A 13110-nucleotide genomic window follows, 5' to 3' on the forward strand; every position below is an offset into this window, starting at 1 on the left:
GGTTCCGCCGATGACTGCGATTACTCCGGGACGATCCAGCTAACCGTTGCATGACCGATGCCGGTCGGCACCAGCTTTTTGTGCAGCCACGGCAGGACGTTGTTCATCTGCTGTTCCAGCTTCCACGGCGGGTTGATAACGATCATCCCCGACGCGGTCATTCCACGCTGGTCGCTGTCCGGGCGCACGGCAAGCTCAATCTGCATGATTTTACGAATGCCGGTAGCTTCTAACTCTTTGATCATTCGCTTAATCTGCGCACGTAAGACCACCGGGTACCACAGCGCATAGGTGCCGGTAGCGAAGCGCTTGTAGCCTTCGTGAATGCCGGTAACGACCGCCTGGTAATCGCTTTTAATTTCGTACGGCGGGTCGATAAGAATCAGACCGCGACGGGAGGCGGGCGGCAGCTTAGCCTTCAGCTGCTGATAACCATCGGACTTTTCCACGCGCGCGCGCTCGTCTTTCTGGAATTCTGAGCGCAGCAGCGGGAAATCGCTCGGGTGCAGCTCGGTCAGCTGCAGGCTGTCCTGCTCGCGCAGAAGCTGGCGGGCAACCAGCGGCGAGCCCGGATAGTAGCGCAGCTGGCCGCTACGGTTGAAGTGCTGAACCACGGAGATATACGGCTCCAGCTCGGCCGGCAGGTCATCCTGCTGCCAGATGCGGGAGATGCCTTCCAGGTACTCGCCGGTACGCTCGGCGTGCTCGCTGCTCAGATGGTAGCGTCCTGCGCCGGCGTGGGTGTCCAGATAGAGAAACGGTTTCTCTTTCTCTTTCAGCGATTCAATGATCAGACTCTGAACGGTGTGTTTGAGGACGTCGGCGTGGTTGCCTGCGTGAAAGCTGTGGCGATAACTGAGCATGGATGCAGAGATTCCGGGAATTAAACAAGATAACCGATAGTTTACCGCAGATCCGTGCGGATTACCGCTGTAGCGCCGTGCTGTTTCAATTGTGGCAAAAGCGTTGCAAAACATAACGGTGTCATAAAAATGTCAAACGGTCGCGCTAGCGTCGCGTGCAGGCAAGGTAATTGTTTGAATAAAAGGAAAAATAATGAAACTGCAAATCACACTTCTGACGTCGGCGCTGATCCTGGCGCTGCCGGCGCTGGCAAAAGACGTCCCGCTTAATCAGGCGGCGGCGATCGCCGCCAGCGTCACCCCTGCGGCCGCCAGTCCGGCGTTTGACGCGCTGGAAAGCCAGACGCTGGCGGCGCTGCGCCAGGCGCTGAAAGGGGATGCCGCAACGCTCACCCGCGGCCAGCTGGAGCACGCTAAGCAGAATAAAACCCAGGCGGATAAAGCCTGGCTCAAGGCCAGCGGCTACGATTTTCAGGCTAAAGCGAACCAGCAGGCGGGGATTGAGCTGCTCTCGGCGTTCAGCAAACTCCCTGATTCGGTGGTGAAAGATAACCTCGCTACCGTCACCGCCATTAACCGTGATGCCACCCAGGCTACCCGACACCAGGCGTTGGCCGATGCCGAGGGGATAAGCTATCTCTACTTCCTCAGCGATGCGATGGGGCCTCGGCTGGGCAAAGCGTTCCTTACGGCCTACGACAAAGGCGAGCTGGGCAAAGCGGCGGCGCTGATTAAGGCCAGCGAAGTCAGCACCGGGGCGGCGAAAAAGCACTTCAATAACCCGCGTCCGTTCCTGATTCAGGGCAACACTATCCATCTGGTGCCGGATGACGTGGTGGTGAAGGATAACCAGCCCTATACCGCCGACGAGGGCTCTTTCCCCAGCGGGCACACCAATACCGGCTATACCGATGCCCTGCTGATGGCCGAGATGATCCCGGAACGCTTTGATGCGCTGGTCACGCGCGGGGCGCGCTACGGCTACTCGCGGATCGTCCTCGGCGTCCACTACCCGCTGGACGTGATGGGCTCGCGGATGGTGGCGCAGCGTAACGTCGCCCACTATCTGAACGATGCAAAATATCGCGCGCTGTTTAACGAAGCGCGCGATCAGCTGCGCGCCGCGCTGGAGAAAGAGTGCGGCACCTCGCTGGCTGAATGCGCGAAAACTGCCGGGAAGGACGATCCCTATCGCGATCCGGCCATGAACGCCTTTTATCGCTTCACCATGACCTACGATCTGCCGCAGCAGAAGGGCGAGAAGCAGGCCCTGAAGGTGCCGGAAGGGGCCGAGGTGCTGCTGGAGGCCGCCTTGCCGCATCTTTCCGCCGCACAGCGTCGGGCGCTGATGGTGAAAACCGCGCTGCCGGCCGGCTACCCGCTGTCGGGAGAGACCGCCGACCAGCAGTTCTGGCAGCGCCTCAACCTGCCTGCCGCCTGGCAGATGGCGCAGAAGACGCATTAATCTCACGCAGCCCGGCGAAGCATCGCGCCAGCCGGGATTTTGCTCAACGGCCGGGCTTATTGCAGCAATACCCGGCGCTGAGCATCGCGCGACATTGAAATTCACCCAACTATCCCCCATTCTAGATCCCATGCTAAAGCGCCGGAACGCGCGCTTCATTTCCCCTTTTCAACAGGACTGCGCATATGACCAATCCATTACTGACGCCTTTTTCATTGCCGCCTTTTTCTGCAATCAAGCCGGAGCATGTGGTGCCTGCGGTCACCAAAGCGCTGGACGATTGCCGGGCATCGGTAGAGAGCGTCGTGGCGCAGGGCGCGCCCTATAGCTGGGAGACGCTGTGCCAGCCGCTGGCGGAAGTCGACGACGTGCTGGGGCGTATTTTTTCTCCTGTCAGCCATCTGAATTCGGTCAAAAATAGCCCGGAGCTGCGTGAAGCCTACGAACAAACCCTGCCGCTGCTGTCGGAATACAGCACCTGGGTGGGCCAGCACGAAGGTCTGTACAAAGCGTATCGCGATCTGCGCGACGGCGACCACTACGCCACCCTGAACACCGCCCAGAAAAAGGCGGTGGATAACGCGCTGCGTGATTTTGAACTCTCCGGTATCGGGCTGGCGAAAGAGCAGCAGAAGCGCTACGGCGAGATTGCCGCGCGCCTCTCCGAGCTGGGCAATCAGTACAGCAACAACGTGCTCGACGCCACGATGGGCTGGAGCAAGCTGGTGACCGACGAAGCCGAGCTGTCCGGGATGCCGGAGAGCGCGCTGGCGGCGGCTCAGGCTCAGGCGCAGGCCAAAGAGCAGGAAGGCTATCTGCTGACCCTGGATATCCCGAGCTACCTGCCGGTGATGACCTACTGCGAAAACCAGGCGCTGCGCGAAGAGCTCTATCGCGCCTACTCCACCCGCGCTTCTGACCAGGGACCGAACGCCGGTAAATGGGACAACAGCCCGGTGATGGCGGAAATCCTCGCCCTGCGCCACGAGCTGGCGCAGCTGCTGGGCTTCGACAGCTACGCCTCAAAATCGCTGTCGACCAAAATGGCGGAGAACCCGCAGCAGGTGCTCGAGTTCCTGACCGACCTGGCGAAACGCGCCCGTCCGCAAGGGGAGAAAGAGCTGGCCCAGCTGCGCGCCTTCGCTAAAGCGGAGTTTGGCGTTGAGGAGCTGCAGCCGTGGGATATCGCCTGGTACAGCGAAAAGCAGAAGCAGCACCTTTACAGCATCAGCGATGAGCAGCTGCGCCCCTATTTCCCGGAAAACAGAGCCGTTAACGGCCTGTTCGAGGTGGTTAAGCGCATTTACGGGATTACCGCCAAAGAGCGTACCGATATTGACGTCTGGCACCCGGAAGTGCGTTTCTTCGAGCTGTATGACGAAAACGGCGAGCTGCGCGGCAGCTTCTATCTCGATCTCTATGCGCGCGAGCACAAGCGCGGCGGCGCGTGGATGGACGACTGCGTCGGCCAGATGCGCAAGCTGGACGGTTCGCTGCAAAAGCCGGTGGCCTACCTGACCTGCAACTTTAACCGTCCGGTTAGCGGCAAGCCGGCGCTGTTCACCCACGATGAAGTGATCACCCTGTTCCACGAATTCGGCCACGGTCTGCACCATATGCTGACCCGTATCGATACCGCGGGCGTGTCCGGAATTAGCGGCGTGCCGTGGGATGCGGTTGAGCTGCCGAGCCAGTTCATGGAGAACTGGTGCTGGGAGCCGGAGGCGCTGGCGTTTATCTCCGGCCACTACGAGACCGGCGAACCGCTGCCGCAGGCGCTGCTGGAAAAAATGCTCGCCGCGAAGAACTACCAGGCCGCGCTGTTTATTCTGCGCCAGCTGGAGTTCGGCCTGTTCGACTTCCGCCTGCATGCGGAGTACCAGCCGGAGCAAGGGGCGAAAATCCTCGAAACGCTGGCGGAAATCAAAAAGCAGGTCGCCGTGGTGCCGGGTCCGTCGTGGGGCCGCTTCCCGCACGCCTTCAGCCACATTTTTGCCGGCGGCTACGCGGCGGGCTACTACAGCTACCTGTGGGCCGACGTGCTGGCGGCGGACGCCTTCTCTCGCTTCGAGGAAGAGGGTATTTTCAACCGTGAAACCGGTCAGTCGTTCCTCGATAACATCCTCAGCCGCGGCGGTTCTGAAGAGCCGATGATTCTGTTCAAACGCTTCCGCGGCCGCGAGCCGCAGCTTGACGCGATGCTGGATCACTACGGGATCAAGGGCTAATTTACCCGACAGACTTCAGGCTGCCTCTTCGGCAACTGCACTCACTCACCCCGGGAACGCGCTCTGTGTACGTTCCCGGGGATTTTTTCCCTTGTTGTCCTGCGGCAACGCGAATTGTTTAGGGTAAAGCGGAAGTGAAAATCTGCTTAATTGATGAAACGGGCGCCGGAGACGGCGCCTTATCCGTTCTTGCCGCCCGCTGGGGGCTGGAGCACGACGAAGACAGCCTGATGGCGCTGGCGATGACGCCGGAGCATCTGGAATTACGTAAACGCGATGAGCCGAAGCTTGGCGGCATCTTCGTTGATTTTGTCGGCGGAGCGATGGCCCATCGGCGTAAGTTCGGCGGCGGACGCGGCGAGGCGGTGGCCAAAGCGGTGGGGGTAAAGGGCGACTATCTGCCGGACGTGGTGGACGCCACGGCGGGGCTGGGGCGCGACGCGTTTGTGCTCGCCAGCGTAGGCTGCCGCGTGCGGATGCTGGAGCGTAACCCGGTGGCGGCGGCGCTGCTTGATGATGGCCTGGCCCGCGGCTACGCCGATCCGGAAATCGGCCCGTGGCTGCAGCAGCGCCTGCAGCTTATTCACGCCTCAAGCCTGACGGCGCTGACCGATATTACGCCGCGGCCGCAGGTGGTCTATCTCGACCCGATGTTCCCGCACAAGCAGAAAAGCGCGCTGGTGAAAAAAGAGATGCGCGTCTTTCAGTCGCTGGTGGGCGCGGATTTAGACGCCGACGGCCTGTTGGAGCCGGCGCGCCTGCTGGCGACCAAACGCGTGGTGGTCAAACGCCCTGACTACGCGCCGCCGCTGGCGGATGTCGCCACGCCGAACGCGGTGGTTACCAAGGGCCATCGGTTTGATATTTACGCCGGTACGGCGGAATAACCCCTTCTCGCGGAATATCCCGGCCGGTACGCCTTATCCGGGCTACGTAGCCCGGTCAGCATCGCGCGGCCGGGGCGCGGTTAGACAAACGGCGCCAGCGGATCGGCGATCTCAAAGGCAATGGCTCTATCGGCCTTCGGGGGATAGATAAGCTCGCTGGTTATCGATATCTTCACCTTTTTCGCCTCTTCCCGCGTTAGTTTCACCTGCTGGTCCCAGCCTTCGGTATAGACCGCGCCCCAGGCGCCGAGATCCAGACAGGTGACGTAGTTTTCCTGACGATAGGGCAGCGGAGCGACTTCCAGCAGGCTGGCCGCCGCGTTATTCCCGGCAAATTTGCCCAGCAGAATAGCGTGCTGGCAGGTCATCAGCGCGTGGTTGCCTTTGTCATCCGTGGCCGCGTAGGCCACGTCCCCGGTGGCGTAGATCTCATCATGGCCCATCACCTGAAGATCGCGGTTGACGTGCAGGCGACCCTGGCGATCGCGCGGGGCGTCAATCTGCGCCGTCAGGTCGTTGGCCTGTACCCCCACGGTCCAGATAACGGTCTGCGACGCAATGGTCTGCCCGTCTTTGAGCGTGACGCCGGCCGCGTCAATGCTTTCGACCTCCGTATTCACCAGCCACTCAACGCCGAGCTCTGCGGATGCCTGGACGATAACCTCGCGCAGCGCGTCGCTGTAGCGCGAGCCCGGCTGCGGGCCCCGTTCAACTACGACTACTCTGGTCTTAGCATTTGAGCCCAGGATGGCCCGCAGTTTGCCCGGAAGCTCCATCGCCATCTCGATGCCGGTAAAGCCGCCGCCGCAGACGACGACCGTATTGCGCGCCACGCTATCCGCGGCGTGGGCCAGGGATTTCAGATGGTTTTCCAGAACGGTGGCGCTTTCCAGCTGGTCGAGATCGAAGGCGTGAGCCTCGGCTCCGGCGACCAAAGAACGGTTAACGTGGCTGCCGCTGGCGAGAATCAGCCGGTCGTAGCCCGCGCGCTGCGCGCTGCCGGAGGCATCGACCCACGCCACTTCTCTGGCGGCGGGAACGATGCGCGCAACGGTACCGCGCAGGAAGCTGACGCCGGTGGCGTCAAATAATGGCTGTAGCGGGGCGACCAGCGTCGGCACATCGTCCTCATAGAAACGTGGACGCACCCGCAGCTCGGGCTGCGGGGCAATAACCGTGATTTCCACGGTCTCGTCGCGGTGCATATCCGCCAGCCGAGCGGCGCTGAGCGCAGCCCACATTCCGGAAAAGCCCGCGCCGACGATCAGGATTTTTTTAGCCATTATTGTTTCACTCACTGTTTGCTACGATGTATTTACTCGGATTTTATTTGTCGTAGTTATAGAATGCAACGTGATTTGTGCCCTCGGCAGAGCGAAATGGCGGAATGCGGTATTATCTATATGATAAACAATTAAATAATTATTTATTCTGCGGCATGCTATGGCGTCTGTCTGGTATGGCTACGATCAAAAAGCTACAATAACTCAGATTTGTTTTGGCTGAGATAAGAGAATGGCGTTCTACAGTTCTGGCGTTGAGTACGGCATCCATAGTTTGATGTGCATGGTGGACAGCAAAGGCGATGCGCGCGATATGAGCGTGCGGGAAATCGCCGAGCTGCAAAGCGTGCCCTACGACTATCTGGCCAAAATATTTACCCGCCTCTCCCGGGCAGGCCTGGTGCGCAGCATGGAAGGCAAGGGCGGCGGCTTCCAGCTGGCGAAGCCCGCCGAACACATCACGGTGCTGGATGTGGTCAATGCTATTGATGGCGATAAGCGTATTTTCGAATGCCGTGAAATTCGCCAGCGGCTGGCGGTATTTGACGAGCAGCCGCCGGAATGGGCCTGTGAAGGCATTTGTGGCGTGCGCTCGGTGATGGATATGGCCCAGCAGCGTATGGAAGAAGCGCTCGGGCAGCATACAATTTTGGATCTCGCCCGCAAGATGTACCGCAAAGCGCCGGATGAGTTTGTGATTGAAGTGCAGGAGTGGATTGACGCCCGTAAGAGTTAACCTCAGCCAGCTGCCGCTGGCCGAGGGCGGAAGCTGCCGCTATTTGCTGCCGGCAGGCGTATTGATCATGCGGTTGAGCCACGGCACCAGAATCGCCATCACTATCGTTACCGCCAGCGTCACCAGGCCAATTTTGCCGAACACGTTGGTGTAGATCGGCAGGGTCTGCAGCGGGTCGGTGATATTTTCCGGCACCGCGGTGAACGTCGCCACGTATCCCCCCATCAGGAAGGCCGCTGCCTGCGTCAGGAACCACATCCCGAGGATGAAGCCCATCAGCTGCTGCGGAACCAGCGCGGCGACCATCGCCAGGCCGAGCGCGCTAATCAGCAGCTCGCCGAGGCTCTGGAACAGATAGACCAGCACGATAAACCACGGCGAAGTGAGCCCCTGCGCGTCGGCAAACCAGATGCCGGCGGCGGCGGCGGTCAGGAAGCCCAGCGAACATAAAAACATTCCGAGGGTAAACTTCATCGGCATGGTCAGGTCCCGGCCTTTGTTGCCCAGGCGGGTGTAGATCGCGGCCAGCACCGGGCTGGCGACCACCACCCAGAACGGATTCAGCGCCTGGAAGCTGACCGGGTTAATGGTGATGCCAAGGATTTGGTGGTGCACGTTGTTGATGGCAAAAAAGTTGAGCGACGTGGGCATTTGCGCATACAGGATGTAGAACAGCACCGCTTCCAGCATCAGGATAAAGGCGACAAACATCCTGTTGCGGCCGGTTTTATCGAGCTTGAAGGCCTCGCGAAAGAAGAAAATAATCACCACGACAGAGAGGACGATCAGCACCAGGTTGGCGATTTTCACGTTATGCATAAGCCAGGCGCAGAGGAAAATCATCGCTACCGTACCGACCAGCACATACAGCAGGTTGCGCGGAACTAACGGCCGATGGTCGGGCTCCGAACCGATATCTTTGACCATCCCGCGGCAGGCGAAATAGACCAGCAGAGCGATAATCAGCCCTGCACCGCACAGGTTGTAGGTGACGGCATAGCCAAACTTCTCCGCAATCACCGGCGCCAGCGATAGCGACAGCAGGGAGCCGATGTTAATCGACATGTAAAACAGGGTGAAGGCTCCGTCCAGGCGCGCGTCGTCCGGGGGATAGCACTTTGACAGCAGGCTGGCGGGGTTGGCCTTAAACAGCCCGTTGCCGACGGCGATGGTGCCCAAGGCGATAAAAATGAGCTCGGGTTTTAAGAGCGACAGCCCGGTCATGAAATAACCGAGCGCCAGCACAATCGCACCCAGCACCAGCGTCCGTTTGGTGCCCAGCAGGTGGTCGCCGACGTAGCCGCCGATGGAGATCAGGCCGTATACCAGCGCCGCAAATGCGCCAAAGGTAATAAACGCCTGTTCCTGAGAGAATCCGAGCTGTTTAACAAAGAAAACCGCCAGGATGCCCTGGACGCCGTAATAGCCAAATCGCTCCCATAACTCTACAAAAAAAATCATGAAGAACGGCCGCGGTTGCTGCAGCAGGCCCGTAGGTGCAGTTGTTTTCATATTCCTTCGCCTTTTAGTGCTATCCCAAAAAAGTATGCACGCGTATGCCAGAACGCGCTGAAAAAGTATGATGACGCGCTATGCTGCGGTCATTGGCCGAATCATTAGATTATTATATAGATATTTTTTCTTATAATTGGTTGATCACACTAACTGATATTGAATGGGTGGCTTTATGTGCTGTTTATTCGGCGCGGAGATGCGTTAACGAGCGTTGGGGATAGCGGTGGGCGGGGGATGTCTGCGCGGGCAGAAAAAACGCCCGCATAAGCGGGCGCAGACAGGCTGATACTGAGAAAGGCGGGAACGTTATTCGTCTTCTTCGTCGCGCAGCGGCACAATCAGCATATCGACATGTACGGTGTTGATCAGCTGGCGCGCGGAGGACATCAGCTTGCTCCAGAAGTCCTGATGGTGGCCGCAGACGACCAGGTCCATATCGTATTTTTTAATCGCATCAACCAGCACCTGACCGAGATCGCCGCTGCCGCTCAGGGTTTCCGTAATCGGATAGCCCGCATTGCCGGACAGCTCGCTCAGCGCATGATGGGTCTCTTCAGAAATGCGTTTCTGCATGTCGCCCAGATTGACGTCGATAAGACCGGTGTAGAGGTCGGAGTAATTAACATCGACGTGGATCAGGGAAACCTTGGCATTGTAGGGACGCGCCATAGAAACGGCTTTCTCTACCAGCACTTTGCTTTCCGGGGAAAGGTCTACTGCAATAAGAATATGTTTGTAAGCCATAGTGTTACTCCTTCCATAAGTTGTCGATGACCGTTGGACCAGACAGCTAGCGCTGCCGCTTCGCCCGCGTCCTGCGTGCTAATTCGCGGGGGTTCAGTCCGTTAAGGACTTAATTGTAGAAGATATTTCTACCTTATAGCGCCCCTCGCGCTCCGTCAATGCGCCTGGTTCACCAAATAGTTAAACAAATATATCCATCTTACGTATTGATAACGATTAACCTTGTGGTAAAAAAATTAACTGATCTCCTACACTATTTAATGAGCCGATCGAATAAATAAACGTGATTGGTATCGCACTCTTCTATTGTATGGGTTGGGTATTGGGGAGCGCTAGCCCCGGAGACGTCTCCGAGGGCGGGTCGCCGGGGAGGATGTATGATCAGCACAATTGCGCTGTTTTGGGCCCTGTGTATCGTTTGTGTGGTGAATATGGCACGCTACTTCTCATCATTGCGTGCGTTGCTGGTAGTGCTGCGTGGTTGCGATCCCTTGCTGTATCAATATGTTGATGGCGGAGGTTTTTTCACCTCTCATGGCCAGCCGGGTAAACAGATGAGGCTGGTCTGGTATATCTACGCCCAGCGCTACCGCGATCATCACGACGACGAGTTTATTCGTCGCTGTGAACGGGTGCGGCGGCAGTTTATTTTGACCAGCGCGCTATGTGGCCTGGTGGTGGTGAGTATGGTTGCATTGATGATTTGGCACTGAGCATAAGAAAGGCGAGGCTAGTCTCGCCTTCTTTACATCGGAGTCAGGGCTTAACTGAGAATCTGAGGTCTGAGATATTGTCCTGGATGGAGATAACCTTCCCGCTGTAAGAGAGGTTCACTTCTCCGTTTTTATCTATGCCGGCACTCGTAAGACTCCCTGTCCCCTCAATCACCGGGCTCTTCTGCGTAAGCTGCTGGATAATTTCTGTATTGTTCCCTGCTATCTCATGCGACAGATAGTAACGATAGATTGTAGGCACCGTTGCGCCACCTCGGTTGTTAACGGTCATATAGAGCCAAACGCCGTCAGACAATTTATAAACACGCTGGAGCTCATCGCTATTTCGCGGATCGGGATGGTGGTTTAGCCACACAAATCCGACGATCAGGGCCAGAAGTGCCAGCGTAACAAACCGATGGATCCATCTAATAGCCGTTCTGAATGGCATAATCTATCCCTTCTCTGATATTGCGCTGATCCGTAGGGTCATCTCCATAGGGAGGTTTTTCATACCATTTCCCCCATTCGGGTTTTGAGGTTCCCGCACGACCCTGCGCCCAACCTGCGCCCATAAGAAGAATGTTTGCAGGAATACCAGCGGCGGTGCCGGTAGCCCCAAAATTGAAATTACCGAACGCGGCGAAATATGGGTCGAATTTTTTATAATCCCACGGGCCGCCATTTCTGACTTTTTGATAAAACCAGTAGTACGTTGATGGGGTAGCCATATTACGTGACATTCCTTGACGGCGTGCTTCACGCATATTGCCCGCTATAACGATTGAACCAGGTCCTGGGATGGGGACAGCAGCCATACATTCTCCACTGTGAGTTATCTTATCCTGGCCGGGATGATATTTTTTTCCCCCAGGTTTTTTGAACAAAAAATGTTCAGATTTTCCTCATGCCAGAAAAAGATTAAGTAAAACAGCGGACATAAAAAAAGCGGGTCAGTTTCCTGACCCGCTTTTTTGTCGCTTTCAGCTTCTTAGATAATCTTCAGCGCTATCCAGTACAGCCCGCCTGACAGCAGAATCGCCGCCGGGAGAGTGAGAACCCACGCCATCAGAATACTGGTGACGGTTTTTTTCTGCAGTCCGCCGCCGTCAACGAGCATCGTCCCCGCAACCGAGGAGGAGAGCACGTGGGTGGTGGAAACCGGCATGCCGGTGTAGCTCGCCAGACCAATCGATACGGCTGCGGTCATCTGGGCCGACATACCCTGGGCGTAGGTCATGCCTTTCTTGCCAATCTTCTCGCCGATCGTGGTCGCCACGCGACGCCAGCCGATCATGGTGCCGATACCTAACGCCAGAGCAACCGCCATAATGATCCAGATTGGCGCGTATTCGATGGTGCTCAGCATATCGGTTTTCAGTTTCTTCAGCAGACGCTTATCATCGCCATTCACTTCCGGCAGCTTCGCGACTTTGTCGGTGGTGTCGGAAATGCACAGCATAATGCGACGCATCTGGCTGCGCTGATCGAGCGTGAGCATGTCGTAGCTTTCGATTCCGGTTAGCATCGTTTTCACGCGGCTAAGCGCGTTGACGGTGTTCGACGGATGGCAGTGGAATTCGCCCGTGGCGACCGCGCCGGCTTCCGGTGAAGGAATCAGCTGGTCAACGCCGGTCGCTTTCTTCAGCAGCTCAGGGCGCTGCTCGAAGAAGGTTTCCACGTTATTGACCGCGTCGCGGGTACGGGTGATTTCGTAGCCGGAGGCATTCATGTTCACCACGAAACCTGCCGGCGCTACGCCGATAAGCACCAGCATGACCAGGCCAATGCCCTTCTGACCGTCGTTCGCGCCGTGCGAGAATGACACGCCTATTGCTGACAGGATCAGCGCAATACGGGTCCAGAACGGCGGCTTTTTCTTTCCGTCTTTCTTTTCACGTTCAGCAGGAGTCAGGTGGATGCGCGCGCGTTTCTTGGTGTTGCTCCAGTAACGGCGCAGAATGAAAATCAGGCCGCCAGCCACCACCAGGCCCACGATAGGCGAGACGATCAGCGAGGCGAAAATACCGATGACTTTCGGGATATTCAGCGCGTCAACCACCGAGGTGCCGGTCATCAATGCATTGGTTAAACCAATCCCGATGATGGCGCCGATCAGCGTATGTGAACTGGAGGCCGGAAGACCGAAGTACCAGGTTCCGAGGTTCCAGATAATTGCCGCCAGCAGCATGGAGAACACCATAGCGAGGCCATGTGCAGAACCCATGTTAAGCAGCAGGTCGGTCGGCAACATATGCACAATGGCATAGGCTACGCTAAGACCACCTAACAGAACGCCGAAAAAGTTGAAGAGGGCCGCCATCGCCACAGCAAGCTGCGACCGCATTGCGCGCGTGTAGATCACAGTTGCAACAGCGTTTGCGGTATCATGAAAACCGTTAATCGCTTCGTAAAACAGCACGAAAGCTAAAGCAAGCAATAGTAATAGCCCGGTATGTAAATCCAGACCGGCAAATAAATGTAGCATAGGACGTTACGCCATTTTGAGGACATGAACGCGGCGCATTATCAGTGACTTTGGCGGCGTGGGCAAAGTGAAATATAGACTTTTTTTGATTTCCCTGCTCTTTGCGCCCGCCTCGCTTGGGAGTAATCCTATATCTTTCAATGATGTACATAAATACTTAATTTTTCGCGCTGGTGCGACCAGCGTGA

General features: G+C 57.4%; 12 protein-coding genes. 5 read left to right on the plus strand and 7 right to left on the minus strand.

The window, feature by feature from the left end; genetic code table 11:
• Positions 1-20: 20 nt before the first annotated feature.
• A complete protein-coding gene (locus NWP14_RS16760) occupies positions 21-863 on the minus strand; it encodes a 23S rRNA (adenine(2030)-N(6))-methyltransferase RlmJ (protein ID WP_095102851.1) in 843 nt (280 codons plus the stop codon).
• Positions 864-1056: 193 nt separating this feature from the next.
• Here NWP14_RS16760 and NWP14_RS16765 point away from each other — a divergent pair, with 193 nt between their 5' ends.
• The 3 genes from NWP14_RS16765 to rsmJ all read left to right on the plus strand — a co-directional run bounded on the left by NWP14_RS16765 (position 1057) and on the right by rsmJ (position 5443).
• Positions 1057-2328, plus strand: a complete 1272-nt coding sequence (locus NWP14_RS16765) for a phosphatase PAP2 family protein (RefSeq protein ID WP_095102853.1) — start codon at positions 1057-1059, stop codon at positions 2326-2328.
• Positions 2329-2513: 185 nt separating this feature from the next.
• Positions 2514-4556: an oligopeptidase A gene (gene prlC / locus NWP14_RS16770; protein ID WP_331835114.1), complete on the plus strand. Its 2043-nt coding sequence runs from the start codon at positions 2514-2516 to the stop codon at positions 4554-4556.
• A 134-nt stretch (positions 4557-4690) separates the two neighbouring features.
• On the plus strand, positions 4691-5443 hold the full coding sequence (gene rsmJ, locus NWP14_RS16775) for a 16S rRNA (guanine(1516)-N(2))-methyltransferase RsmJ (RefSeq protein ID WP_375215690.1): 753 nt from the start codon (positions 4691-4693) through the stop codon (positions 5441-5443).
• An 80-nt stretch (positions 5444-5523) separates the two neighbouring features.
• On the opposite strand, the gene NWP14_RS16780 is transcribed toward rsmJ, so the two are convergent.
• The gene (locus tag NWP14_RS16780; protein WP_375215691.1) at positions 5524-6726 is read right to left on the minus strand and encodes an NAD(P)/FAD-dependent oxidoreductase; all 1203 of its coding nucleotides are present in this window, start codon (positions 6724-6726) and stop codon (positions 5524-5526) included.
• A gap of 232 nt (positions 6727-6958) precedes the next feature.
• Here NWP14_RS16780 and NWP14_RS16785 point away from each other — a divergent pair, with 232 nt between their 5' ends.
• On the plus strand, positions 6959-7462 hold the full coding sequence (locus tag NWP14_RS16785) for an Rrf2 family transcriptional regulator (RefSeq protein WP_076946208.1): 504 nt from the start codon (positions 6959-6961) through the stop codon (positions 7460-7462).
• A gap of 39 nt (positions 7463-7501) precedes the next feature.
• On the opposite strand, the gene dtpB is transcribed toward NWP14_RS16785, so the two are convergent.
• Entirely contained in the window at positions 7502-8974 is a 1473-nt protein-coding gene (dtpB, locus tag NWP14_RS16790) for a dipeptide/tripeptide permease DtpB (protein ID WP_331835117.1), read from the minus strand.
• A 309-nt stretch (positions 8975-9283) separates the two neighbouring features.
• On the minus strand, positions 9284-9721 hold the full coding sequence (uspA, locus tag NWP14_RS16795) for a universal stress protein UspA (RefSeq protein ID WP_041143102.1): 438 nt from the start codon (positions 9719-9721) through the stop codon (positions 9284-9286).
• Positions 9722-10098: 377 nt separating this feature from the next.
• Between uspA and uspB the strand changes: the two genes are divergently transcribed.
• Complete coding sequence (gene uspB / locus NWP14_RS16800; RefSeq protein ID WP_095102863.1) at positions 10099-10434, plus strand: universal stress protein UspB; 336 nt, start codon at positions 10099-10101, stop codon at positions 10432-10434.
• A 43-nt stretch (positions 10435-10477) separates the two neighbouring features.
• Here uspB and NWP14_RS16805 read toward each other — a convergent pair whose 3' ends face one another.
• The 3 genes from NWP14_RS16805 to pitA all read right to left on the minus strand — a co-directional run bounded on the left by NWP14_RS16805 (position 10478) and on the right by pitA (position 12922).
• Positions 10478-10885 carry a hypothetical protein gene (locus NWP14_RS16805; RefSeq protein WP_375215692.1) on the minus strand — a complete coding sequence of 136 codons (408 nt, stop codon included), beginning with the start codon at positions 10883-10885 and terminating at the stop codon, positions 10478-10480.
• A complete protein-coding gene (locus NWP14_RS16810) occupies positions 10863-11252 on the minus strand; it encodes a polymorphic toxin type 44 domain-containing protein (RefSeq protein WP_375215693.1) in 390 nt (129 codons plus the stop codon). The genes NWP14_RS16805 and NWP14_RS16810 overlap by 23 nt, the downstream gene beginning before the upstream one ends.
• Positions 11253-11425: 173 nt before the next feature.
• Complete coding sequence (pitA, locus tag NWP14_RS16815; RefSeq protein ID WP_095102868.1) at positions 11426-12922, minus strand: inorganic phosphate transporter PitA; 1497 nt, start codon at positions 12920-12922, stop codon at positions 11426-11428.
• Between the last annotated feature and the right edge of the window lie 188 nt (positions 12923-13110).

It is taken from the genome of Klebsiella sp. C349492 (genome assembly GCF_042055345.1).
GTDB lineage: Bacteria > Pseudomonadota > Gammaproteobacteria > Enterobacterales > Enterobacteriaceae > Klebsiella > Klebsiella scottii.